Source organism: Sphingobacterium sp. UBA1897, from assembly GCF_002337775.1.
GTDB lineage: Bacteria > Bacteroidota > Bacteroidia > Sphingobacteriales > Sphingobacteriaceae > Sphingobacterium > Sphingobacterium siyangense.
On the sequence record NZ_DDGR01000014.1, the window covers coordinates 66,975 to 92,172 of the forward strand.

The following is a 25,198-nucleotide window of genomic DNA, read 5'->3' on the forward strand; positions in this document are numbered from 1 at the left end:
TTAAGTTAAAGATTTCAATAGGCCAGAGGCTCGGCAGCGAATAGAAACTTTATTGGCTACCCAACCTTTGGCCTTTTAATTTGATAATATTATAAATAAGATGCAAAGAGTTTTGTTCTTTAAGGGGTTCTGTTGCTTAGTGTTTATGACGATAAAGACATGTCAATTGAAAAAATCGAAATTTCTTAATCTTTTTAAATTTTTATTTAAAAAAGCAAAACCGTTTTAGTTTTGTTATATTTGTTCGTAACCAAATTAAGGGAGTAATCCACAAATTACTAGGACACAGTGCGTGAAAGACCAACTTATGAAATATTCCTGCAATAGTGAAGAGAAGTCTGTCTTGATCTCCCTTCGTTCCGGCTGCCAGCGTGCTTTCCGGCAGGTCTACAGTATGTATAGTGGGCGTATTTATCTCAACATCCGTAAGATGGTCAAGTCCGAAGAAGACACAGTCGAACTATTACAGGAAGTATTTATTAAAGTATGGGATAAGCGGGAGCTGATTGATCCCGAGCAGCCTTTTCGAGCTTATCTATTCCAGATAGCCAAATATACTGTCTATAATTTTATCCGGCGAAATAACCTCGAAAAACAAGTTCAGGCCTATCTTAGTCTTCACAATACAGCCTTGTACAGTCACGTCGAAGAAGAACTCTATGAAAAGCAGTATGAAGAATGGCTGTCACAGACCATTGACCAACTACCGCCGCAACGCAAACTGATCTATAAACTTTGTAAAATTGAAGGCAAAACCTACGCCGAAGTAAGCGACTTATTGAGTATATCGACATCTACAATTAACGACCACATCGTAAAAGCTACGAAATATATAAAAGAGAAACATGGGATCCTGGATAAATCCACATTGCTCATTATTTCTTTTATACTTCTCCAACAGCATTAACGCATAAAATTTTCATTGCACAGAAAAAAAGTAAAATAAATTTGCTGGCAGAGCAGATGATCTGTACCGCTGAAGTGTATTAGCTGAAAAGAGGGTAACCAATTGTGGAAAAGAAAACACTTCGATATACGTTAAGGCGCTATATACAGGGGAAACTTAGCGAAGAAAATTCCCGTGCGTTTTTGTCCTATGTGAAATCAGGCAAGGACAAAATGTTACTTCAAGAACTCATCCAGGAGGTTTTGGACGATCCCATCGATCAACATCTGTTGGACGATCCAACCTTATTGGCCGTACTGGATAATACCTGGGACCAATTGCATCTCCAGATTAATAAACCGAAAACAAGATCGCTGTGGACTTGGAAACGTGTTGGCGCAATCGCAGCGGCTATTATTGGACTATTATTTATTGGTCGCTGGTTTCTTGCCGTTGAAAATAAAAGTGTGGCTCCGCAGACTGCACAAAATGTAATATCGCCCGGAAAACAATCCGCAACCTTAACGCTGGCCAACGGCAAGCAGATTCGTCTACATGAAACACAAAACGGTCGGCTTGTGGAAGAGTCGGGCATAAGGATATCTAAAACAACGGATGGCCAATTGATTTACGAGGTCAGCGGTAAGACGCAGGGCGAAATCAAGCAAAATACCTTATCGACAACCAAAGGAGAAACCTATCGGATTAAACTACCTGACGGTACACAGGTATGGCTCAATGCGGCCTCTTCACTCAGCTATCCAGTTAGTTTCGCCAATCAGAAAGACAGAACTGTCACACTGACCGGAGAAGCTTATTTTGAAGTGGCGAAGGATGCCAAACAGCCCTTTATTGTTCAGGCAGCTGATCAGCAGGTCAAAGTGCTCGGTACTCATTTTAATGTAAACAGTTATGCCGACGAATCGGCAGTACAGACTACTCTTCTTGAAGGTCGTGTGCAGGTCAGTTCCCATAATCAAAAATTGCTACTAGCGCCGGGAGAGCAGTCGAGCCTTACAGCGCATGGGGTGCTAAAATCCCACCCAATAGATACAGCTCCGGTTATTGCCTGGACAAACAACGAATTTATGTTCGATGGAGATGATATCGAAAGCGTCATGCGCAAGGTCGCACGCTGGTATAATGTCGAGGTCATCTATCAGGGTAAAAAAACAACCGAGAAATTTGGTGGCGGAATATCGCGTTTTGATGATGTTCAAAAAGTCTTGAGCCTGCTCGAAAAAACGGGTGCCGTTCATTTCAGAATAGACGGAAAAAAAATACATGTACTTCCGTAACGATCCTGTAAACAATGAATTACACAATAACCTAAATAAACGAATCGATGAACAAAAAACGACAAAACGAATAGCCATAAAGGTGGGGTATAAAAAGCAACCAAGATCCTGAAGGGATCTCGGTTGCCGTTTGGGACAATTAAAATTTAACTATCCAATCTGCAGTATGTTTCTGTTTTGGACGACTCGAATACACTGCAAATAAACCTTACAAATGTATCAAAATTATATCAGAAAAAAGGAGATAGCATATCTGCTATTCCGTAAACTATGGCTTATTATGCGATTGACAACCATAATTATCTTGGTTACTTTTATGCAGGTTAGCGCTACCACCTTTGCACAAAAGGTAACATTAGAATACTCCAACATGAGCCTTAAGAAAATATTTAGGGAACTCAAATCCCAGACGGGATACAATTTTCTTTACACGGAACGGCAGATGGTAAACGCTAAGCCTGTTGACATAAAAGTTAGGGACCGTCAATTGTCGGATGTATTGGACCAGATCTTTAAAGATCAGCCCTTGTCTTACCAGTTGGATAATAAGACAGTGGTCATTTATGATAAGCCAAAAGCTTCCATAAAGTCCGTACCGATGGAGTTTACGATGACCCCAAATCAGGTTCCTGTAAAAGGACGGGTGATCAATGAACGTGGCGAACCACTCGCAAATGTCTCAGTGCGGGTCAAAGGAAATGAATCTATAGGTACGACCACCAATAGTGATGGTCTATTTACGCTCACAAACCTTTCGCCCAAAGCGACCCTGATATTCTCCTCTGTTGGTTATGATGCATTGACCGGGGAACTGTCTTCCCTGCGGACCGATGGATCGGGGCTGCTCAATGTGATCATGAAAAATAGCAACAGTCAGCTCGAAGAAGTTATCGTAATCGGCTATGGTACCACGACACGTCAGCGTGTTGTCGGGGCCGTTGATCAGATCAGTGCGAAGACTTTCGAAAATCGACCTGTAGGAAATGTAACGCAAGCCCTTCAAGGAGCCTCGCCCAGCTTGACTATCCAACAGAAAAGTATGGACCCTAATGATAATTCGATGAATATCAATATTCGTGGGATTTCTACCATAAACAGTAACGCACCGCTGGTGGTGATCGATGGAATTATTACAGAAGGCGGAACGCTCAATAAGATCAATCCGGATGATATCGAAACGGTGTCGGTATTGAAAGACGCAGGTTCTACGGCTATATACGGTTCGAGGTCTGCAAATGGCGTTATTTTGGTAACCACCAAAAGAGGACGCCAAAATCAGCGGCCCGCAGTGACTGTCACCACACAGTGGGGCGTGCAAGAACCTAAAATTTTATTTTCACCAGTTGCCGGATATGAAAATGCAACTCTCCGTAATCTTGCGCTGACTAACTCAGGAATGGATCCACAGTTTTCACCAGAGGCTATTGCAGACTTATATGCCCATCAGGATATCGAGCGGTGGAACTTGCCGGAAATCATGAAAAACTCTTTTCAGCAAAAATATAATATCAGTGTGGCCGGGGGCGGCGATAAAAGTTCCTATTTGTTTTCCGGCGGCTTCTACAATCAGCCCAGCAACTTTGTCGGACAGGACTTTGGTATTAAGCGCTACAATTTGCGGAGCAACCTCAGTACAGAGATAGGCCGTTTTAAACTGACCTCAATCTTAGCCTATACCCGCAACAACAACATGAGCAACACGGCCGGAAGTGCCATTATCAATGCCTCCAGACTTCCTCCTTATTACTACTACCGCATGCAGGCCGATAATGGAAAATACCTTGTCAACAATGCACTGACAGATCAAAATCCTTTGGCTGAACTAAATGAAGGCGGCTATATCAAAAACGATAACGACTATTTTAATATCAACCTGAATCTCGAAGCAAAACTGTTCGAAGGTTTAAAACTGCGTGGTATCTTCGGAGCGGACATCTATGCCGATCACCGTTCTATCCGTAGAATCCAGGTGCCACTATATTCCAATCCGGATGCCTCGCAACCTCAGGTCTACGTCAATTCAGACCGCAATACGGAAGATTTTAACGAAAAAGCGTCCTTACTGAACTTTCAGCTGCTTCTGGATTATGACCGGACTTTTGGCAGTCATCATGTGTCAGGTCTGTTTGGAGCCTCCAACGAATCCTATACACGCCGACAAAACGAACTGAAAATGAAATTTACTGATCCGGTTCTCGGTACACCTACCACAGGAACAGTTATTGACCCTGTGAGTGCCCGTGTGACACCAAATGGGACACTGCAAAATAGTATCAATTCGATCTTCGGTCGTGCCGGATACGACTTTGCAAGTAGGTATTTTGCCGAATTTAGCTTTCGCTACGATGGATCTTCTAAGTTCTCGAAAGCTAATCGCTGGGGCTTCTTTCCTTCGGGATCCCTCGGATGGCGGGCATCCGACGAAGTATTTATGAATTGGTATAAACAACATGTCGGTAGCCTAAAAATCAGATCTACCTATGGTGTTCTTGGCAATCAGGCCGTAGACGACTATGCGTATTATTTTACCTATGAATCCTATCAGAACAGTTATGGATTTAACAACAAACCTGTTTCTGCTGCGGGATTTAATTATGCCAGCCTGGATCTACGTTGGGAGAAAACCTATAATTTCAATGTTGGGTTGGACGCCACCTTCTTTCATGATAAATTAACGGCCAGTTTCGATTATTTTAAAAAGCGTACAGTTGATATCTTGATGTCGCCTCAAATACCTTCCACATTCGGAACCTCCCTAAAGAATCAGAATTTAGGTGAAATGAACAATGAGGGCTGGGAAATCAACCTAAGCTACCGTGCTACAACAGGCGATTTCCACCATACGATCAATGCGAATATGGGCGATAGTCACAATAAGATTATTGCGATGCCCGGCGATGACCGTATTTCGACAGTCGATAACATTACTAAATTAACGCGTGTTGGGCTACCCTATAATTCCTATTATGGGTACAAGATGGCCGGATTCTTTCAAAATATAACGGATATTGAAACTTCGGCCTTGCCGAGCGGTATTACGGCAGCAGATCTGCGCCCCGGAGATGTAAAGTATGTCGACCGCAATAACGATGGAATTATCGATGCACGGGACCGCTTTGTGTTGGGCAATGGTTTCCCCCGCTTTACATTTGGTCTAACCTATAACCTGAATTATAAAGATTTTGATTTTAGTATGTTCTGGCAAGGGGTAGGCAAGCGCGATATGATGATCCGGGGAGAATTGATCGAACCATTTCATCAGAATTATTCATATACCATTTATCAGCATCAACTCGATTACTGGACGCCGACCAATATTGATGGACGCTGGCCCCGACTGACTGCAAATGGATCAACAGCATCGACCAACAACTTTGGGAAAGATTCTGATCTCTATCTTTTCAACGGGAAATACGCTCGATTGAAAAATATACAGGTAGGTTATTCGTTACCCAAAGAAGTCGTGTCGAAATTGGGATTGCAGCGTGTTCGCTTTTTCATCAATGCCCAAAACCTGCTGACTTTGAGCAAAAACTCCTGGATAGATCCCGAATCCTCCGAATTTGATTCTAACATGGGTGGTTCGGCCAATAGTGCCCGCAATTATCCGACGTTGAAATACTATGGCGGTGGATTAAATATTCAATTCTAACCTTTTATGTAATGAAACTATATAAGATACTTATTGGAGGCTTGAGTTTAATGGCAATTCTCCAATTAACATCCTGTAATAAGTTGGATACGCTGCCAACAGATCGCTTTACCGATGAAAATTTTTGGGACTATCCAGACAACGCCGAAAAAATGGTCAATATGGCCTATAATCAGCTGTATTCAGCAGATCGTATGTGGAATGATGAAGCCCTGAGTGATAATATTTTTGAGGGGCGCTCAAACACAGACCAGCGCGCAATTCGTAATGGAACCGCCGATCCGACACTGGGCCGCTTTGGGGCAGAGTGGTCCGATCTTTACGGTGGTATTAAGACTTGCCATGTCTATCTAGAGAATGTAGAGCGTGTACCTGGAATGGATGCGGCACTCAAAAAACGCCGTATCGCCGAGGTACGCTTTATCCGTGCATTTCTCTATTTTAGACTTGTTAATTTTTATGGCGCTGTGCCTTTCTTCACGAAAGATATCTCATTGGAAGAGTCTAAGACTCTTCCTCGGACAGAAAAAGCGACTATCATGGCCTTTATCCATCAAGAGTTGGATCAATGTATGGCCGATCTACCGAACAGAGATGCTTTACCGGTAGACGACCGTGGCCGGATTACCAAGGGGGCCGCTTCAGCCTTTCAAGCCCGGGCCTATCTCTATGAAAGCAACTGGAATAAAGTATTGGAATACTGTGAAAATCTGATGAAAAAACAAACGGAATTTGGCACTTACGCTTTATTCCGCAGTTATCCGGAGTTGTTTACTGCAGCCAATGAATATAATTCAGAGGTTATTCTGGATTATGCCTATGTACCTTTATTAAAAACCTGGAATAAGTTATATGATGCAGCACCAATCTCTGCTCAAGCACGTTTAAATGGTTATGCACCATTACAAAGTCTGGTCGATAATTATTTGACACTGGGCGGAAATACCATTGCTACGGATCCGCAATATAACGACAATAATCCCTATGTCAACCGCGATCCACGCATGGCCGCAACCATCGTTTTTCATGGTGGGCAATGGACTGATTTTGACGGTACAACACGTAAGATCTTTATCAAACCCGGCTCTGGTACAACAGATAAGGAACGGCTCGATGAATATCAGGGTGCAAGTGCCAACGCTTCCGCCACAGGGTATTACGTAAAGAAATACTACGATGTAACAGCAACGGTAAAATACGATGCTGGATTGAACATCATCATGTTTCGGTACGCCGATATCTTATTGATGTATGCAGAAGCAAAAGAAGCACTGGGACAACTCAATGCAGCAGTGTGGGATATGACGATCAGACCTATTCGTCAGCGGGCTGGTTTTGAAGCATCAAAAGCGTTAGACTTTCCGACTACCGGAGATCTGAAAACAATTGTCCGAAATGAGCGGCGAAGTGAGCTTGCTCTTGAGGGATTGCGTTACTATGATATCATGCGCTGGAAAGCTGGTAAAACCTATTTGGACGGCCAGGTATTGGGTGCTAAATATGGTGGTAACAATAGTAATATCAAACTGGATATCCGCCGATTTGATGAAAGTAGAGATTATCTCTGGTCGATACCACGAACTCAGATCGATCTAAATAAAAATTTATTGCCTAACAATCTGGGCTACTCAAACTAAATTTAATTCAAAAACTAGCGCAAACGGCGCATTAAAAAATGTACGTTTCGAACCATAAATTTAGGATAAAGACATGAAATGGTATTTTAAAGTTATAGCAATGGTCGCATTGGCTGCGAGCATCGTTTCCTGTAAAAAAGACGATATGAAATATGCTGACGCAGAGGTGTCTGCTGTTGAGAACTTATATGCCCCTGCAGATGGAAAAGCTGTCAAATTATTAAGTTCCAGCTCCGCAGCGCTGTATTTTGAATGGGAGTCGGCATTGGTGGCCGATGGTGGGGCAGCGCAATATGAAGTTGTTTTTGATAAGCTCGATGGCGATTTTAGCAAGCCTCTTTATACAGTCACGTCGGATAATAATGGAAACTCAAACGGCGCCAATATTAGTCACAAAATATTGAATCAGGTAGCAACGAAAGCTGGGATTAACCCTGGTGAGAGCGGCGATGTGATCTGGTCCGTATATGCTATCCGTGGAATGAAACGGGTATTGAGCAAAGCAAAGAAAGTATTGAATATCAAAACACTGGAAGGCTTTGCAGAGATCCCCGATGAATTATTTATCACTGGAGAGGCGACTGAGGGTGGGACGGATGTTGCCGCATCTTTACCTTTTAAATTGGTAGGTAATGGTGAATATGAGATCTTTACAAAATTGGAAGCCGGAAAAAAATACACCTTTACGGATCGCAAGTCTGCTGAGGGACGTGTTTTCTATTCGGAAGATCAAACCAAAATAAAAGAAGGTGAAACCGGAAGTAACAGCATTGCCAAGACAGCAGTATATCGTATTCGAATTGATTTCAATGTGGCAGCAGTTACTTACACAGAGATCAAAAACATGGGCGTTTATTTTTCTCCATCCGGAGCTGTGGTGTTGGATCTACCTTATCAAGGTAAGGGAATTTGGTCTGCAACAGGTATCATCAATTTTAAACAGGAAAGTTGGGGTCGTGACCAACGTTATAAGTTCCAAATGGAAACCGTCAAGGCTGGAAAGGCTGAAACCTTACAGTTGGGAACTCAAAACGGGACGGACAGTCCGCCCAATAGTTCATCAGCTCCTTCTTATTATTTCGTCCGAATATTGCCCAATCTTTCACAATGGGACGATAAATGGAAATTTGCGGATGCAGTAGACGGCCATCCAACAAAAATATCGATGATTTTACAAGGCGACAAAGACTATACGCATACTGTCGTACCAAATTAAAGGAGGAGACCCGATGAATAAAATGATTATACTGTCATCCCTATTGTTTCTACTCTTAGGATGCACCAAGATTGAGGACAGCTACCCCTATGACGACACTGTACAGGAAAGCTGGACAACTATTGCAACGCAGGTTTCCGATAAGATGATTGCCGGATTCTGGAATGAGTCCGGGTATTTTAACAATGCGATCAATCAATCCGATCTGGGATTTCAATATTGGCCCAATGCACATGCGATGGATGTTGTTATCGATGCCTATCTACGAACGAAGGACAGCAGATATAGTGCCTATTTCAGCAAATGGTTTGAAGGTGTGAAGATCAAAAATGGCAATACCTATTATAACGTATTCTATGATGACATGGAATGGAATGCACTGACCATATTGCGCTTATATGAAATTACCAAGGATCAAAAATATCTCGACACGGTATTGCTTTTATGGACAGATATTGCTGGCGCATGGGATGAGCAATATGCAGGCGGTGGATTGGCTTGGAAGAAAGATATGCGCTATAGCAAAAATGCTTGCTCGAATGGGCCAGCTAGTATTCTGGCAGCTAGACTATATCGTTTGACAAAAGATGAAAACTATCTGACCTGGGCCAAGAAGATCTACGAATGGCAAAAAGCAACACTGTACAATCCGTCAACGGGCGCTGTTTATGACAATATTAATGGTCAGACAGGTAATGTGGATATGACAACACTGACTTATAATCAGGGGACGTTCCTTGGTACCGCAGTGGAGCTTTTTAAGATTACTAAAGATCAGCTTTATCTGGTTGATGCGCAAAAAATTAGTTATTACACAATCACACGTTGTATCGATGGCGGGAATAATATTTTGCGCGACGAGGGAAGCGGCGACGGCGCATTGTTTAAAGGGATATTTATACGATATTTTGTAGACTATTTAAATCAGGAAGGAATTGATGCAGCCTACCGCAGTAAGTTTGAGAAATTTTTGGTCAATAATGGTAAAATTGCCTGGACCAAGGGAACAAGTCTACCGACGCTGTTCTTTGGTCCGTCCTGGGCGCAACCACCTATTGGCAATAGTGAAATTACTGCCTATGCAAGTGCTGCGATGCTTTTTGAAGGATTAGCAAGCTATGAAAATAAATTAAAATAATGGAATGAACACAAAGAAGCCTTCGTGACCCAAAAGGTTTCGAAGGCTTCTTAAAATACATATGCTGATGAGACAAATCACTAAGATAACGACAACTGTGCTGCTGTCGGGTCTATGCTATTTAACAGGCTATGGACAATTCAATAAAGGTCAGTCTGCCGAACGTGCCCAAAGAACGTTAGCTATTATTTACGCTAAGTATGGAAATACCAAAAATCAACTGTTGACCGAGAAATATCCCTTCGACGAAACCTTTAAAGCGGACTATCTTGATAATTCCGAACAGGCGACCGTGCAAAAGAAATATGCTTACCTATGGCCATTCTCCGGAAGCTTTTCCGCTGTAAACACATTGATGGAACTACCAAAGAACAAAGCGCTTTACCAAAAGATCCTGGACCAACGCGTGCTGCCAGGATTAATGGAATATAGGGATCATTCCAGAGAGCCCGTTGGTTATGCTTCCTATATCAATTCTGCTCCGCCATCAGACCGGTTTTATGATGATAACGTCTGGTTGGGTATTGACTTTGCCGATAGTTATCTGCAGACAAAAAAGGTCGATTATCTTAAGCATGCGAAAGAGATCTGGGCTTTTGTAAAAAGTGGTGCGGATGACAAGCTCGGTGGTGGAATCTATTGGTGTGAACAGAAAAAAGAATCTAAAAATACCTGTTCCAATGCTCCTGCGGCAGTATTTGCACTAAAGCTGTTTGAAGCTACTAAAGAGGGAGACTATCTGAATGAAGCGCGACAACTCTATGCGTGGACAAAGGCAGGTCTGCAAGACCCAACGGATAAACTCTATTGGGATAATATTCAGCTCAATGGAAATATTGGTAAGGCCAAGTATTCCTATAATTCCGGACAGATGTTGCAAGCAGCAGCGTTGCTTTACAAGCTTACCAAGGAAAAAAAATATCTGATTGATGCCCAAGACCTGGCAAAAGCTTGTTTAGCGTATTTTTTTCAGACCACGGACCAAGATACTTTTCCAATGTTAAAGAATAGTAACTTATGGTTCCATGCTGTAATGATGAGGGGATATATCAGTTTATTTGAACAGGACGGAAATAGAACCTATATTGATGTTTTTGCGAAAAACCTAGACCGTGCATGGTATAAGATGAGGGATCAGGACGGACTTTTTGATGTCGACTGGACTTTGGAGAAAAAGCAAAAATCCAAGTGGCTGTTAGATCAATGCGCTTTTGTGGAGATGTATGGACGTTTGGCAAAACTAGGATATTAATTCATGTATCAATTTCCTGACGAAGATAGGGGCGACGCTACTGATGCTCAGTCGGAATTTTTGAGAAATTTTTAAAACATTCTTGCGCTGACAGTGGTTTTTTGGATAACTTAGGCAAGTTAGATTATTGTATTTATATAGGCTAGGGATTGGTTCCCTAGCCTATTTTTTTTCTTACTATTTTTGCATTGACTCATTGATGCAGAAAAATCTAGATCCCGCACAGAATTTTAATGTTTTCATGGGCTTCCCGCTGCTGGCTCAGCTGAATCTGTATGAGGTTTTTGGTTCCAACGGATAGCTTGTTTTCCTCCGCAAGTGCTTTCTCGTAGACTTCGCTAAAAGCCGCCTCACCCCGTTCACATTGCTCCAACAAAGACTGCATATTGCCACCTGACAGTTTTGATCTGATCACCATCCACAGCCTGAATAGTTCGCCGCTCAGTTTTGTCCGGTCCGTGACGTATTGACCGGCAAGTTCAACAAGTGGACTCAGTTCGGCAATAAAATTTTCAGATTGCGCAGCGAGCTGGTTAAAGACCGCTTCCCGGGCACCTTCGCCCTGCTCGTTGGCCAGATCAACCGCCAGCTTATATCCTTCGATGCGATCGTTGTTGATTTTAATAAGGTCATTTAAAATATTTGGGTCGTTCTGATTACTTTTCATTTTTTCGTTATGCTTTTTTTAATATTGATGCTCTTTTTAGATAATCTTGTATGCTGTCTTTAAGGGGAACAAGGCAGATTAATCATTAGTTTGTCTTTATTTCTTTAATGATAATTTGTACAGGTTTACTGCTTGATTTTGAGGGGACTTATTTCGTGTCTCTCGCATAGGATAGGCTCCTGCCGAGGAAGAAAATGTATGATGCGGACTATATTTTCCTAAAAAACAAAACGTTCTGTTCTCTTTAAGAGTTTCTTTCTTAGAAAATAAGACAGATTTTGAACAATAACGAATAAAAAACACGAGCGCAATGGATGTAAAAAAGGAAGAGACAAGCAAGCTGCAGCAGTATTGGACAATACTTAAAAATACTGTATCGGGATTTATGAATGAAGACTCCATGAAATACAGTGCTTCATTATCGTATTATACCGTTTTCTCCATTGGTCCCATTTTAGTTTTAATGATCGCACTGGCCGGAATATTTTATGGTGCCGAAGCCATTCAGGGAAAGGTTTTTGCCGAGCTTAACGGCTTAGTAGGCAATAGTGCCGCCAAACAGATTGAAGAGGTCATTCAGAACCTCCAGCTGTCGGGTAAATCCAATATGGCACTGGTGATCAGTATAGTGACCCTGATTATCGGTGCAACTACGGTTTTTGGCGATATGCAAAACTCCATCAATAAAATATGGCATGTACGCCCAAAACCTAAAAAGGGTTGGTTAAAATTAATTCAGGACCGGTTGTTATCGTCATCGCTTGTAATCGGTCTGGGTTTCCTGTTGGTGGTGACATTGATTATCAACGGAATCATTCTTGCACTTACCGGGCAGCTGCAGCGCTATTTCCCGGAAATCACGGTCGTGCTGATGAACTTAATCAATTTTGTCATCTCCTTTGTGGTTATCGTCCTACTCTTTAGCGTGATCTTTAAAACCTTACCCGATGTCAATATTCAATGGAAGACTGTTCGCGCCGGAGCTCTATTTACAGCCATTCTTTTTGTGATTGGCCGTTACTTGATCGGAATCTATTTAGAACGTTCGGCAACGCAGGATACTTATGGAGCAGCAGGTTCTTTTGTGCTTATTTTGCTTTGGGTATATTATACCGCTGCAATCCTTTATTTTGGTGCTATTTTTACCCGAGAGTACGCAACGGAAATGGCTATTCCGATCGAACCTTCTGAGTTTGCGGTACATGTGGAAACGCAGGAAATAGAGCGGAATGTGGATGAAATTCCACCGGCACCACTCGATCCAGAGGAAACTACCATTGATAAAACGGAGTAAAATCACCGTGAATATTTTTTTAACATTTGATAACATTTTTTTTTAAACGATTCCAGCTGCAGGCTGTTCTATTAATAAAAAACGAAAGGAAAATTATTATGAGCGAATTAACATGGAAAGGTCGTTGGAACGAAATTAAAGGTAAGGTAAAACAGCAATATGCGGATCTTACAGATGATGATTTACTATATGCAGAAGGCAAGGAAGATGAGTTGGTAGGTAAACTTCAAAAGAAAACAGGTAAAACACAAGATGAGGTGAATAGTTGGTTGAACGGTTTGTAGAATAGTGTTTTCGTGTTAAAGGCGGATAGCAGCAATGTTATCCGCCTTTTTTTAGGTCTTTTTTCTATAAATCAGATAACTGATCAACAGGCAAAGGTTCACGAGAACAGCAAAGCTATTTGAATAGATAATCGGTACTTCGCTTTTCATTATGCCGTACCATACCCATAGGGAAAGTCCTATGATTAATGTTAGTAGCATAACCGGGGAAAGGTCATCCACATTCTTTTCCTTTAGCACTTTGATGAGCTGCGGCAGCATAGAAATAGATGTGAGGATACCCGCAATAATACCCAGAAAGTTTTCATTGATCATAAGGACTTCGGTTTTATGTGATCATTACGTTGACATGACTAGATCAAAATGGATAACCGATCGCAAGATTAAACATTAGATTATCTTTTCGCCATCTTGAACTTCCAAAGTCGATATCCTTAAATACCCAACGCTCGCCCTTCGGTAAATAGGGGATACGGAACGGGATGGAAAAGTCGGTGCGCAGGATCAGAAACGTAAAATCAAACCGTAATCCCAAGCCGCCGCCGACGGCTAGTTCCTGCAGGAAATCCTTGCTGAATTTACCGCCTGGCTTGGTCTCATCGTCCCGCTGCAGCCATACATTCCCAGCATCGATAAAGGCGGCCCAATGGACAGGACCAGCAATTTTTGCCCGGTATTCGGTATTCAGCTCTAGCTTGATATCGCCTGTCTGATCGGCATAGAAAAGTCCATTGCCCAACCTTTCCGGAGCTACTGTGCCGGGTCCGATCGCACGTGCGCCAAAGGCACGGATACTATTTGGTCCGCCCACATAATATTGCTTAAGATAGGGCAGGGAACGCGAATTGCCATACGAGTAGCTCATCCCTATACTCACCCGTGATGCGATCTGTGAATTTTCGCTGAGCTTGAAATAATGCCTGCCATCCACACTGGCTTTGATATACTGCGAGAAGTAGGCGTCAAAGAGTTTAAACGTTTTTCCCTTGTTAAAATCCGCCCCTTTGATCAATCCCAGAATATTGCCCGACAGGTCCAGATTGCCCTTAAAATAGAAGGTATTCTGCAGGTGTCTCTTCATGGTGTTCTGAAAGGTGAAATTATAATTGGGCCCAATCGTGAATTGGGGATCGATCACATGCCGCAACGCCGGAATGGTATCCATCTGCATTTTATAGCTTTCGGAAATGCCTCTCGGCTGTACATAGGTGATTTCCATCAACGCCAGATCATGCTGTTTCTCTTCGTTCTCTTGCCAGGTATAACCGTAGCTCAGCGCCATGGAATTGAGGGTATAGGCTTTCCGTCGGTTTAAAAATTCATAGCGTGCCTTGATATAGGTGTTCGGAATAAATTGGCGCGAAGGATTGATGGTACCAAATGGCGTCAATATCCTCGGAAAGGTTAAGGTGGCCTCGGTACCATACCGGAAATAACTGGAATTGAGGTCGGCATTGCCACCCGTCTGCAGTTCGTAGCCGCCAAATACATTGATATTGAGCTTTTCGGCTCCTTTAAAAGCATTTCGCAGGGTCCAGTTGACATTGACCTCGGTCCCGTTGTAGACGGAAGCCATCTTGCCCAGCAGCTCTACCCGAATGGATTTCTTGGGCAGGGGGGTAAGATAATAGTACACATCCAGTGCGTTGGGCACTTCCTTGCTGTCCACAAAGTTATTTTTGACAAATTTCCAGCTGTTCAGGTTTACCAAATGGCTGATGGTCCGGTTGTGGGCATCGCGGTTGTACAGGTCGCCCCGCTTGAAAAAGATGTGATTGGCAATAACAGGTTTGCGAAAGCTGTGTTTTGGATCGATAAAATAATAACTGCTATCAAAGGGTTCGGCATTCCGGGCCGACCGCTGGTAGCCTGCCCCGGTCTCCGTATAGTTGGGGTAGATATAAATCTTGTTGATTTTGGACGGTACCCGGGCCTGCTCAGGGGCTTCTTTTTTTACCGTGACATACAGATTGACTTTATGGTTGCCGATGGTGCTATCGACCTGCACCAGGATATAGTCTGGGCTAAAATAATAATAACCCTTATTTTTAAGGACATTGTCTATCCGGTCCCGTTCGTTGAGTACTACATCCAAGCTATAGTTGTTGTTTGGCCGTAGCAGGCTCTCACCGGAAGTCCCCTGAATATCGCGGCCGAGCTGGGTCGTGCTGTCCACATCAAAAGTGACGGATCTGATCCGGTAGATCAGATTGGGCTTGGCGGTATAGTCTACCGTAGCTTTTTTATTTTCAACGATTGTATCCGAAGTAACTTCCGCATTGAAAAAACCGATATTCTCAAGCCGGTTGCGCAGTAGATTCTCATTGTACTCCCTGTTCACCTCACTCAGCAGTACGGGTTCTTCACCTATTTTTTTAAGAAAACGTTTCAGAAAATTGCTGTTGGCGGTGTCGCCGGCCATATTGTTAAAATACAGCTTGTAGGGCATCCCCAAAACGCGCTTGTTGGGCTTCGGGCGTAGCGATTCGGCCAGGTAGGCCGCCAGCTTTTCTTTGTTTTTATTTGAAATGGTATCGGATGCGATGTTGACATTTCCCTTCACGTACAGGCTCTCACCTTCGGGCAGGTTTTTGGTCGACGAACAGGCAGCAATGATGCTGCTTATCGTAAATAGGCCAATCAGCCAGTGTAGTTTAATTTGCATGGTAAGCCCTTTCCTCGTCTTCATTTTTAATTGCTGTGGTTTTGATCGTGTCTAAGTGCTTCGGCGCACTATTTTTCCGTGCGCTGTTTGCTGTGCTGTCCACCTGCTGGCGGTGCTGCTGCTCTTTTTCCTGATCCTCTATCCGTTTACGGTATTCGGGACTATGGAGCATCAGGCTGTCGCGGATCACTGTGCGTACACTGTCTCGATAAGCCGAATCCTGCTCCATACGATCGACATCAAAACGTTTTCTAAACTTCTTGCTGCCGGTATTATAATATTCCTTGAGCTTTTTGGAACGCATAAAGATTTCCTTAAATCGGTTGTAGTCCATCGTGATGATAAAGCCGATTCCGGTTTCAACAAATTGCCCCTGTAAAGTGACCTGATATTGGTTTTTGCGGTAGAAGCGGGCAAAGTACCGTCCGTCTTGTGAAAGCTGATAATCCAGTTGTATATCGCCGGCAATATTATTGGCAGTTTCTCCTGGTCGTGAATTTCCTTCTACTTCAAAGTTAGATCCGATATTGACTTTCAGCCGGTCGTTGAGCAGCATTTTGGAGACGCCGATATTCAGGTCGGTGCGCGTCTGGGCCGTTCCAGTGCTGTAATCGTCTTCTGATGTCAGGTTGAAATCAAGTTCAACGCCTGTAATTAAATCGGAGGCAAGGCGATTGAGCTGCGAACTCAAAAACGAACTGACACTATTTCGTACCAGTGCCTCTGTACCTCCGCCACCGGAAAGGCTTTCAAATGGATTGGCCGACATAAAGCGCCCCAACACAATCAGTGAAAAGACTTGTTTGTTCAGGTCGGAAGGATTATCACGTAAGGTGGTCAGTGCATTGTCTACCTTACTGATGACGTCCTGTGATACGATGGCATTATTGGCATTCAGGTCGATATCAAAATTCAACTGTGGCTGAAACAGTTGGTCTGAAATTTTCAGCAGCACGTCGAAAGGTATCTTTTGCTTATACAAGTTTGCGTTCTGCGTACCAAGCTGTGGCGCAACCAGTTCCAGGGTTGGTGCTTTCAAGGTGTACACTGCCGTAATATTGAGCTGCGCGTCCAATGGATCGCCATTCCAGGTAATTGTACTCCCTTTCTGAAATTTGAAGTCTCTGCTCACAGGTCCAAAACTGAATGAATAGCTCCCTTGCTCCACAGTAAAAGTTCCTGACATGGTTATTTTACCACTGGCATCTACACCTGCATTTAATTCAGCCTCGCCTTGAATGTTTAGGGCATCTTGTGATCCTGCGTCGAGCAGAATCTTAAATTTGGCGTCCTTATCAGTCTGCAGGTTCAGATCGACGTCTATTCCTGTAAGCTTTGTTACAGTCATAGAATCTAATCTGGCAAGCGCATTTGCGGTAGCCGTATCCCGTTTATCCACAAATTCGACCACGCCCTTCCGATCGGCCATACCGGGATCATTGTTTGGCATCACCATCGTGAAATCGGTACTGTCTAGGACCTTGATTGTACCGTCTACAACGGGTTTGTTAAGATTTCCGCCGATCTGCAGATCGGTGCCAAGAAACATTTTTCCGTAAAATAGATCATTGTCTGCCTGCGTGGAATTCAGTACTTCAAAATTGTCCATGACGATGTTGAGGTCAAAGTCAAAATCGGTATAGGTTTGGGTATTGACAGAACCGCTGACCTGGGCAATATTGCCTTTGCTGTCTTCGAGTTCAAATTTGGGGAACGATATTCCATTTTGATCAAAACGGATCTGTTCATCCTTTGCTTTGAATAGGGCATTGAGCATGGCCACATTGAACTCGGCTTCCCTGAAATTAAGGTCACCCCTAATCTGTGGTTTTGAAGGCGATCCTGCTATTTTTAACTGCCCTTCGAGTTTGCCCTTTGAATCTTTGAGATTTCCCATGCTGAATGCCTGTACGGTCTTCATCGTCAGTGGCGCGATATCCAGTGTGAAGTCGAGCGTTGCGTCGCCTTGCGGCGGATTGATAAAATCACCGCTCAGGACGAGGTTGTTACCATTTTCGGTAATGCTCACATGGGCATTGTAGGTGTTTTCGCGTTCATTATTGACTTTGATATTGACGTTGCCCACGGTATCTTTTCCGAAGTAAAACTTATCTACGGTCATATCTGCAATAAAAACCGGACTGCTTTCCAGTCTAGATAGCGTCGTTTGTCCGTTTATGCCGCCGCCAAGATCCAGACTATCACTCATAACCATCTTGCTCAGGGTCTCGATGCGGAAGTTTTTAAACGCCACATCAATTGGTGAGTTCAGGATGCTGTCCTGAGAAGCGATGCGCAGTTCCTGTCCCTTGTTGCTGAGGACAAAATTATTAGCCAATAGGCCGGCGCTACCAAATTTTAAGGTGTTGTTGGGCGCCACATCCCACTTATCGTAGTTGAGCATTAAGCCGTCCTGTAGTAAGCTGAATACAAATACACCATCTTTGGCCTGCATATCGGCTCCCAGATGATATTGTTCTTTATCATGCTTATCCTTGATCCACAACCCCAGATTAACCGTATTTTGCGCGACCTTTCCACTAAAAACGGTGTTGGTGAGTTCAATGCTGCTGACTTTAACTTTGTTGATTAAGGCCGAATAGTAAAGGGCACTGTCCAGACTGTTGATATCTAGGGTAACATTGTTGATCTCGGTACCACCATAGACCACGCGTGGTGCATCTAATTTGGCCGATAGGTTTTTCGATGTACTGTTAAAGAGACCATCCAGGGTAATGGCTTTCATTTCCGTCAGCTCAGGAAGAAAATCCTGAATGAGTTTATTGCGGGTAAGTTGTGCTGAAAATTCGATGACCTGCGGCGAGTAGGGCGGAATCTTAACCGGCTTTTCGGGTTTATAATACACTTGCAGGAGATCTTGGACCGCACTCTGCAGTTCCAGCATTTTGTACTTGCCGACCAAGTGGGCATTTAAAAAATCGGACCGCAATACCAACTGGTTACTGCTTGTATCGGCCTTGGCCAAGAGGGAGACAGTATCCAGTGCATAACGATCAGTGTTATATCGGATCAACGAATTGGTAATATGCGCTTCGCCATTCAAAAAGTCTGGATCTGCAGTGCTGAAGTTACCGCTCAGCTTGCCCCGGTAGCTGACAGCTTCCTGCATCAGCTTTAACTTTTGTAGGTTGATGCTGTCGGCCACTAGTTCGAATGCTATTTTGGGATAGGTAGAATTCATATTGGCCGTGGCATCCAGTTTTAGTTTGATATTGGGATCAGGACTTAGAATATTAGCTTTTATGGCGCCTTTATCGGCAGACAGATTCATGTCGATATCATGATAGCGGTAGCCCATGGCATCCATGCGGATGACTTTACCATCAAAGTTAGCCATCAGTTTTTTTGGATCTGTGCCTCTGCCTTTAATTTTGCCTTCAAAAGAAAGAATACCCAGCGTACTGTCCATTTTCATGATTTGACCGATGTTGAGGTCACGAATGCTTACTGCTGCATCATAGCTGGTATCTCGCTTGGTCATTTGGACCTTTCCGTCTAATTTGGCTGTGCCTTTTTCGGTCACCAATGCAAGTTTTGTATTGAAGGCAGTCATTCCGCCTTTAAATGTGCCACTAAGTCCAATGGTGTTGGGTAGCTCGATACCCTGAGGCAGCATCGACTTGGAAACCAGCTTTTCGATATCCGAACGGCCGGTAGTTAATTTTTTAAGGTTGAGGTCTACCGACAATTTATTCATATCGGGTAATCCTTTTAAATGTAAACTGGCAATCAGCCGGGTATTGGAAAGTGTGCGGAAATCGATATTCGGAATATTCAAGTCATCTACACGGCCAGTTACGCGGGTGTCAATATAAAATTTCTTGTCCAACAGCGGCTTCATTACCTGCATGGTGTCCAGGAAGGGTGCGAGAAATAGGATATCGCGCATATCAATATAACTCTTTGTGATGTTGACATTGACCGTGATCAGTTCTGGCTTTTTGCCGATGATATCCAGAGAAGGATAACTTAGCTTAATATAATCGCGGATCAGAGTACGGGGAGTTTCTGCATATAGATTTTTAATTTCGGCACCTGTACTGGTATAGTTAAAATCGGCTTTCAGCTGTTTGATGACAAAACCGGAATGGTCGGCAGCGATAAGCTCTTTCAATGATCCACTGATGGAATCGGCGCTGTAGTAGAGATCAGTCAGCCTGGTTTTGAGACCCGGCATTTGGATGTTAAAATAGTCGAATCCCTTGATGCGGGGCTGGTTGTCGTCTTTAAATCGGATACTGGTATTATTGATGTTAATGTCTTTTGCCGAAACGATCCAGTTCATCTTTGCTGCGCTGCTGTTGTCGGCTTCAACTTCGCTGGTTTTTGCTGCTGAGACCGAATATTTTTGGATTTTTCCCAGCAGGACATTATTATCCGAACCGTCGAGATCGAGCTTTTGGATGTCGACAAATTCTTTGTTGAGATCAATCTTATTGATAGCGGCATAGAAGTTTTTCAGGATAAATTGAGATTTAAGTGCACTCGATTCATCTTCATAACGAACCAGCACATTACTGAGCTCGGCTACCTGTATGCCTACATCAGGAAGGAGGGATGTGGTTTGTGCAGTTTTATCGGTGATACCAAAATCTTCAACCGAAGGGCCAGATCCATCAGTTGTTGGTTTCCATTGTTTTACCGTTGCATTTAGCCCGTCGACTTTTATTTTTGGTAAGTCAAAGGCCATGTTCTTGGTCAAGTCAAATTTTTTAATATTGGTATTTATGCTGCCCAGATACACATCGGCACTTGTACCGATAACCTCATCGGCATAGACAAAATGTATTTTTGAAAACTTAACCTTATCGAGGTTAAACAGCAGGGCTGAAGTTGTGTCGGCAGTTGGTTCGCTTTCCTTTTCAGAGGCAAAGGCTTTGACGATATAGTCAAAGTTAAAGCTGCTGTCGGGCAAGGTGCGACGTATTTTGGTGGTAATACCATCGGCTTCCAGGCTTTGGATTTCAACAGTATTCTTTAATAGTTTCAGCATATTGATATCAACCGCTATGCTTTTTCCGGCAACTAAAGTATCCTTACTTTGATCTTCGAGATAGATATCTTCCAGAACCAATTTTTTAGGAAAATCGATATTGATGTAACCAATTTTGACGGGGGTGCCGATCTTTCCTTCGACATAATGTGTCACTTTACCAGCGATATAATTCTGTATGGAAGGTAGGCGAAGCAGGAAAACGATAAGAATAAAAAGCGTAATTATTCCTCCAATAATCCACAATATTGTTTTTAAAGCAATCCGGGCAAATCTGTTCAATGTGTTGTTGATTTAAGTTTACAGATAGGACAACACAGAACTGCAAATGGTTTGGATATTGTGAATTGATATCTCCTTGGGTATATGTTACCTTACTATAACAACCAGGTAAGAATAGCTGGGAAACGGTGCAGATCAATATTTTCCAAACCCTTGTACTTTAGCTTTTGTTCCTGTAATAACTTAAATAAGTAATTTTTAGTTATAAATAAGGACAATTCCGATATGACACAGATGACAGAAGTAATTATACATGCCGCCCGCCTAGGCAATGTCGAAGTATTACAGGAACTTATTCGACAGCAGGTAGATTTAAATAGCCGTGACACCAAAGGCTACACGCCGTTGATTATCGCCTGCTATAATAATCAGCTCGCCGCGGCTAAGCTATTGCTCGAATCTGGTGCCGATGTTGATGCACAGGATAATGGTGGCAATACCGCATTGATGGGGGTTGCCTTCAAGGGCTATAAGGATATCGCTGAGATTCTCATTCGACATGGTGCAAACTTAAACCTACAACATGGCAACGGCGGTACAGCACTGATGTTTGCGGCCATGTTTGGCCGCAATGATGTATTAAAACTGTTGCTCGAGAAGGGCGCAGATCCAACGCTCCTTGATGTCCGCGGGCTTTCTGTATGCGACCTTGCCGCCCAGCAGGGCAATGAAGGCGCGATTGCGATACTGGCAAACTAAAGAAAAGATCCGATCGGATAAATACCATCTTAAATAGCAAAAGCCCGGCATATTACCGGGCTTTTTTATCGTTACCGTCACTTTTCTAAGCCGGTACCTGTCTTGGTTTTTCACGCTCCCAAAAGCGGTGCTGCGCAATTGCTTTGACAAATTTCTCCGCTAAATCACTGGCGTCTTTTTCGACAATGACTCCTTCTTCAAGCACAGTTTTCTCTGAAAATTCGTCGGGAAGCTTATCGAAGAAATAAGTAGCTTCCAATACCTGAATTGCATCCGCATCCGCTGCAATTGCTTTACAATGTTTAAACGCTTCATTCAGAAAATGTATAGCGTTTGCCTCCGCTTCCAGTGTTGCTACACTATTTTTTCCACCAGGCACATATACAGCATCATACAGTACAGATGCCCCCGTCAGGAAGCTCTCTTCAACCGGGATTTTCGAATTATCAGAGGCCGTGATCTCGCCCAGTTTCGGGGCAATAACATGCACTACCGCACCAGCGGCTACAATAGCTTCGCTTACCGTTTGCAGAGATACCGCATCAACTCCATCCGCAGCAAGTATGGCTACTTTTCGGCTTTGGATACTATCTTTTACCGTATCTTTCATACTCAATGAAGATGAAACTTTAACCTTTCCTTCAACTTGGATAGGCTCAAAATTTTCGGGGTCAGCATCGGCCGGAAAACTGCGATTGATCGGCTTTTCGGGTTCCTGCGGCACCTTTAACCCAAGTGCAAACGCTACTTCAGCAGCTAGGCCTTTATCCACTAAAGACAAGATACCAATCATACGTTGCCTTACAGCGACGGTTTTTACCTTCCCCAATTCGAAACTGAACGCATCAATAATATGATTTTTCTCGGGCTCTGACTGGCTGTGAAAAAACAACCTTGCCTGGCTAAAATGATCGCGGAAACTATCGCTACGTGCGCGCACTTTTCTCGCGTCAATACGTTCCTGATAGCTCGTAAAGCCACCATCTGCCTCCTTCACCTGGGCGGGGTCGTTACCACCGAGCGAATTTGGCCCATAGCTAGTTTTTCCGCGGTCAATCCTCTGGCGCATAAATCCGTCTCGTTGGTTATTGTGTGATGGGTTGATCGGCCGATTAATTGGTATTTCGTGAAAATTAGGACCACCTAAGCGAATCAATTGTGTATCCGTATATGAAAAGAGACGTCCCTGTAATAAGGGGTCATTGGTGAAATCTATCCCTGGTACGACGTTGCCTATGTGAAAAGCAGCCTGTTCCGTTTCCGCAAAAAAGTTGTCGGGATTACGATTGAGCGTCATTTTTCCAATTCGCTGTACGGGGACAAGTTCTTCAGGAATAATTTTGGTAGAGTCTAGCAAGTCAAAATCAAATTTAAACTCATCTGCCTCTGGAACGATCTGCACGCCTAACTCCCATTCCGGGAATGCGCCGTTTTCGATAGCATCCCAAAGATCGCGCCGGTGAAAATCAGGATCCTTACCTGAAATATTTTGCGCCTCATCCCAAGCGACGGAATGTACCCCCAGAAGCGGCTTCCAATGAAATTTAACAAAGGTGGCTTCTCCCTTCTTATTAATAAATCGAAATGTGTGTACGCCAAAGCCTTCCATCATCCGGTAGCTGCGTGGAATGGCTCGATCACTCATTAACCACATGATCATATGGGTAGACTCCGGCATCAAGGAAATAAAATCCCAAAAAGTATCATGTGCGGAAGCTGCCTGCGGGATTTCATTGTCCGGTTCAGGTTTGACGGCATGTACCAGATCCGGGAATTTCATCGCATCCTGAATAAAGAATACCGGCATATTGTTGCCTACCAAATCGAAATTTCCTTCTTGTGTGTAGAATTTGACGGCAAAGCCACGAACATCACGGGCCAGGTCTGTGGATCCCCTGGAACCAGCAACCGTAGAAAAACGTACAAATACCGGGGTCTCTATTTCTGTATCGTTCAAAAAACCAGCTTTGGTCAGCTCTCCCAGCGGCTTGTACAACTTAAAAATGCCGTGTGCGCCCGACCCCCGGGCGTGCACCACGCGTTCGGGGATACGTTCGTGGTCAAAATGGGTAATCTTCTCCCGTAGGATAAAATCTTCCAGCAGCGTAGCTCCGCGGTCACCTGCACGTAATGAATTTTGATCGTCGTTGATCTTCACTCCCTGGTCGGTGGTCATCAATTGGCCGGTCGCATCGACTATATGCTGATCTAATGATTTTGTTTTTTCGTTTTCAGGCTGTTTGACCTTTTTTATTTCTGTTTCTCTCTTTTTCATGTTACTTGATGTGTTATTATTCTTTTGCCGCCGTATAGTTAATTTTATTTTCTGCCACCTCAGTGAGCATTGCGTCAGCCGTTTGTTCCTCTCCGAGTGTCAGCTCAAGCAATTCGGCCACTTCTTGCAGTCCCAATGTGGCAGCAAGCTGGAGCAGACCACCATAGCTGGCGATTTCATAATGCTCTACTTTTTGAGAAGCCAAAATAATACCCACGTCCCGGGTTGCGGTCCCCACTGGAGTACTTTCGATGATGCCCTCCGCTTCTTTGGTAAGCCCTTCCATTGCATCACATTTTTTAGCCAGTGCTTCTTTGCCCAATAGCTTGAATATCTGTTCCAGCCGCGAAACGTGCTCTTCTGTTTCCTTGAGATGATTTTCGATAGCAGTGGCCAATGCCGGTGATGATGCCGCTTTTATCATTTTTGGCAACGATTTGACAAGATGGTTTTCGGCCCAGTAGAGGTCCATTATTTCATCCAAAAAGAGCTCCTGCAACGCTGGATCAGCTTTAACAGTAGCCTTAGCTTTAAATTTTGGGGTAGTTCCAGTTTCTTGTTTCATAATCCAATGTTTAGAAAAGTAAATAAACTGATGTTTACTTCATGAACGGATGCCCGAAATAAATCGTTTGCTTTTTTACAAAAAAGCAACCAATATGCGGAAGCGTTCAAGCTATTGAAACAAAACTGGATACAATTAAAAAAGCTAGGTGGAAAGGTGCCTAGCTTTAAAAAACATTCTTCATGACTGGGACAAGCAGTCTTTCGTATAAGGACAATGTAGGAGATTCTTTAGTTTGTTTAAATTATTCTTTTCTTAAATCCAAATGATATATGTCATACTGCAAAATTTGATCGGTCCACTGATTTAAATAGCAATCCGCTATGGGCTGATACCGTCATCTATCCAATATGCAAAACCATGCTTACCGGTGA

16 protein-coding genes are annotated in these 25,198 nt (G+C 43.4%); 10 read left to right on the forward strand and 6 right to left on the reverse strand.

The genetic code is table 11. The features are described from left to right. The first annotated feature begins 307 nt into the window (after positions 1-307). From B4N43_RS07990 to B4N43_RS08020, 7 genes are all read left to right on the forward strand, one after another. The gene (locus tag B4N43_RS07990; protein WP_286734005.1) at positions 308-907 is read left to right on the forward strand and encodes an RNA polymerase sigma factor; all 600 of its coding nucleotides are present in this window, start codon (positions 308-310) and stop codon (positions 905-907) included. 104 nt (positions 908-1,011) lie between these two features. After that, the gene (locus B4N43_RS07995) at positions 1,012-2,184 is read left to right on the forward strand and encodes a FecR family protein (protein WP_286734006.1); all 1,173 of its coding nucleotides are present in this window, start codon (positions 1,012-1,014) and stop codon (positions 2,182-2,184) included. A gap of 214 nt (positions 2,185-2,398) precedes the next feature. Next, on the forward strand, positions 2,399-5,836 hold the full coding sequence (locus B4N43_RS08000) for a TonB-dependent receptor (protein ID WP_286734007.1): 3,438 nt from the start codon (positions 2,399-2,401) through the stop codon (positions 5,834-5,836). Between the two features lie 11 nt (positions 5,837-5,847). Continuing rightward, positions 5,848-7,473: a RagB/SusD family nutrient uptake outer membrane protein gene (locus B4N43_RS08005; protein ID WP_075993611.1), complete on the forward strand. Its 1,626-nt coding sequence runs from the start codon at positions 5,848-5,850 to the stop codon at positions 7,471-7,473. Between the two features lie 73 nt (positions 7,474-7,546). Then, positions 7,547-8,689 (forward strand): SusE domain-containing protein, encoded by a 1,143-nt coding sequence (locus B4N43_RS08010; RefSeq protein ID WP_075993610.1) that lies wholly within the window; start codon positions 7,547-7,549, stop codon positions 8,687-8,689. A 13-nt stretch (positions 8,690-8,702) separates the two neighbouring features. Beyond that, entirely contained in the window at positions 8,703-9,827 is a 1,125-nt protein-coding gene (locus tag B4N43_RS08015) for a glycoside hydrolase family 76 protein (protein ID WP_075993609.1), read from the forward strand. 67 nt (positions 9,828-9,894) lie between these two features. After that, the gene (locus B4N43_RS08020) at positions 9,895-11,079 is read left to right on the forward strand and encodes a glycoside hydrolase family 76 protein (RefSeq protein ID WP_286734008.1); all 1,185 of its coding nucleotides are present in this window, start codon (positions 9,895-9,897) and stop codon (positions 11,077-11,079) included. 211 nt (positions 11,080-11,290) lie between these two features. Here B4N43_RS08020 and B4N43_RS08025 read toward each other — a convergent pair whose 3' ends face one another. Further along, positions 11,291-11,746, reverse strand: a complete 456-nt coding sequence (locus tag B4N43_RS08025; protein WP_286734009.1) for a PA2169 family four-helix-bundle protein — start codon at positions 11,744-11,746, stop codon at positions 11,291-11,293. 310 nt (positions 11,747-12,056) lie between these two features. Here B4N43_RS08025 and B4N43_RS08030 point away from each other — a divergent pair, with 310 nt between their 5' ends. Further along, entirely contained in the window at positions 12,057-13,040 is a 984-nt protein-coding gene (locus B4N43_RS08030) for a YihY/virulence factor BrkB family protein (protein ID WP_286734011.1), read from the forward strand. A gap of 98 nt (positions 13,041-13,138) precedes the next feature. Then, the gene (locus B4N43_RS08035) at positions 13,139-13,324 is read left to right on the forward strand and encodes a CsbD family protein (protein WP_046675215.1); all 186 of its coding nucleotides are present in this window, start codon (positions 13,139-13,141) and stop codon (positions 13,322-13,324) included. A 51-nt stretch (positions 13,325-13,375) separates the two neighbouring features. Here B4N43_RS08035 and B4N43_RS08040 read toward each other — a convergent pair whose 3' ends face one another. The 3 genes from B4N43_RS08040 to B4N43_RS08050 are packed head-to-tail and all read right to left on the reverse strand — an operon-like array spanning position 13,376 to position 21,285. Continuing rightward, positions 13,376-13,639: a SemiSWEET transporter gene (locus B4N43_RS08040; protein ID WP_070568180.1), complete on the reverse strand. Its 264-nt coding sequence runs from the start codon at positions 13,637-13,639 to the stop codon at positions 13,376-13,378. Positions 13,640-13,682: 43 nt separating this feature from the next. Further along, positions 13,683-16,013: a BamA/TamA family outer membrane protein gene (locus B4N43_RS08045; RefSeq protein WP_286734012.1), complete on the reverse strand. Its 2,331-nt coding sequence runs from the start codon at positions 16,011-16,013 to the stop codon at positions 13,683-13,685. Beyond that, positions 15,979-21,285: a translocation/assembly module TamB domain-containing protein gene (locus B4N43_RS08050; RefSeq protein WP_286734013.1), complete on the reverse strand. Its 5,307-nt coding sequence runs from the start codon at positions 21,283-21,285 to the stop codon at positions 15,979-15,981. The genes B4N43_RS08045 and B4N43_RS08050 overlap by 35 nt, the downstream gene beginning before the upstream one ends. 234 nt (positions 21,286-21,519) lie before the next feature. Here B4N43_RS08050 and B4N43_RS08055 point away from each other — a divergent pair, with 234 nt between their 5' ends. After that, complete coding sequence (locus tag B4N43_RS08055) at positions 21,520-21,984, forward strand: ankyrin repeat domain-containing protein (RefSeq protein WP_312461560.1); 465 nt, start codon at positions 21,520-21,522, stop codon at positions 21,982-21,984. An 85-nt stretch (positions 21,985-22,069) separates the two neighbouring features. Here B4N43_RS08055 and B4N43_RS08060 read toward each other — a convergent pair whose 3' ends face one another. Next, positions 22,070-24,259 (reverse strand): catalase, encoded by a 2,190-nt coding sequence (locus tag B4N43_RS08060; RefSeq protein WP_286734015.1) that lies wholly within the window; start codon positions 24,257-24,259, stop codon positions 22,070-22,072. A gap of 16 nt (positions 24,260-24,275) precedes the next feature. Next, on the reverse strand, positions 24,276-24,824 hold the full coding sequence (locus B4N43_RS08065) for a ferritin-like domain-containing protein (protein ID WP_286734016.1): 549 nt from the start codon (positions 24,822-24,824) through the stop codon (positions 24,276-24,278). Positions 24,825-25,198: the final 374 nt, after the last annotated feature.

Coding starts and splice junctions, on each gene's coding strand:
- B4N43_RS07990 (WP_286734005.1), top strand. CDS start 308: ATGAAATATTCCTGCAATAGTGAAGAGAAGTCTGTCTTGATCTCCCTT.
- B4N43_RS08000 (WP_286734007.1), top strand. CDS start 2,399: ATGTATCAAAATTATATCAGAAAAAAGGAGATAGCATATCTGCTATTC.
- B4N43_RS08005 (WP_075993611.1), top strand. CDS start 5,848: ATGAAACTATATAAGATACTTATTGGAGGCTTGAGTTTAATGGCAATT.
- B4N43_RS08010 (WP_075993610.1), top strand. CDS start 7,547: ATGAAATGGTATTTTAAAGTTATAGCAATGGTCGCATTGGCTGCGAGC.
- B4N43_RS08015 (WP_075993609.1), top strand. CDS start 8,703: ATGAATAAAATGATTATACTGTCATCCCTATTGTTTCTACTCTTAGGA.
- B4N43_RS08020 (WP_286734008.1), top strand. CDS start 9,895: ATGAGACAAATCACTAAGATAACGACAACTGTGCTGCTGTCGGGTCTA.
- B4N43_RS08025 (WP_286734009.1), bottom strand. CDS start 11,746: ATGAAAAGTAATCAGAACGACCCAAATATTTTAAATGACCTTATTAAA.
- B4N43_RS08030 (WP_286734011.1), top strand. CDS start 12,057: ATGGATGTAAAAAAGGAAGAGACAAGCAAGCTGCAGCAGTATTGGACA.
- B4N43_RS08035 (WP_046675215.1), top strand. CDS start 13,139: ATGAGCGAATTAACATGGAAAGGTCGTTGGAACGAAATTAAAGGTAAG.
- B4N43_RS08040 (WP_070568180.1), bottom strand. CDS start 13,639: ATGATCAATGAAAACTTTCTGGGTATTATTGCGGGTATCCTCACATCT.
- B4N43_RS08045 (WP_286734012.1), bottom strand. CDS start 16,013: ATGAAGACGAGGAAAGGGCTTACCATGCAAATTAAACTACACTGGCTG.
- B4N43_RS08055 (WP_312461560.1), top strand. CDS start 21,520: ATGACAGAAGTAATTATACATGCCGCCCGCCTAGGCAATGTCGAAGTA.
- B4N43_RS08060 (WP_286734015.1), bottom strand. CDS start 24,259: ATGAAAAAGAGAGAAACAGAAATAAAAAAGGTCAAACAGCCTGAAAAC.
- B4N43_RS08065 (WP_286734016.1), bottom strand. CDS start 24,824: ATGAAACAAGAAACTGGAACTACCCCAAAATTTAAAGCTAAGGCTACT.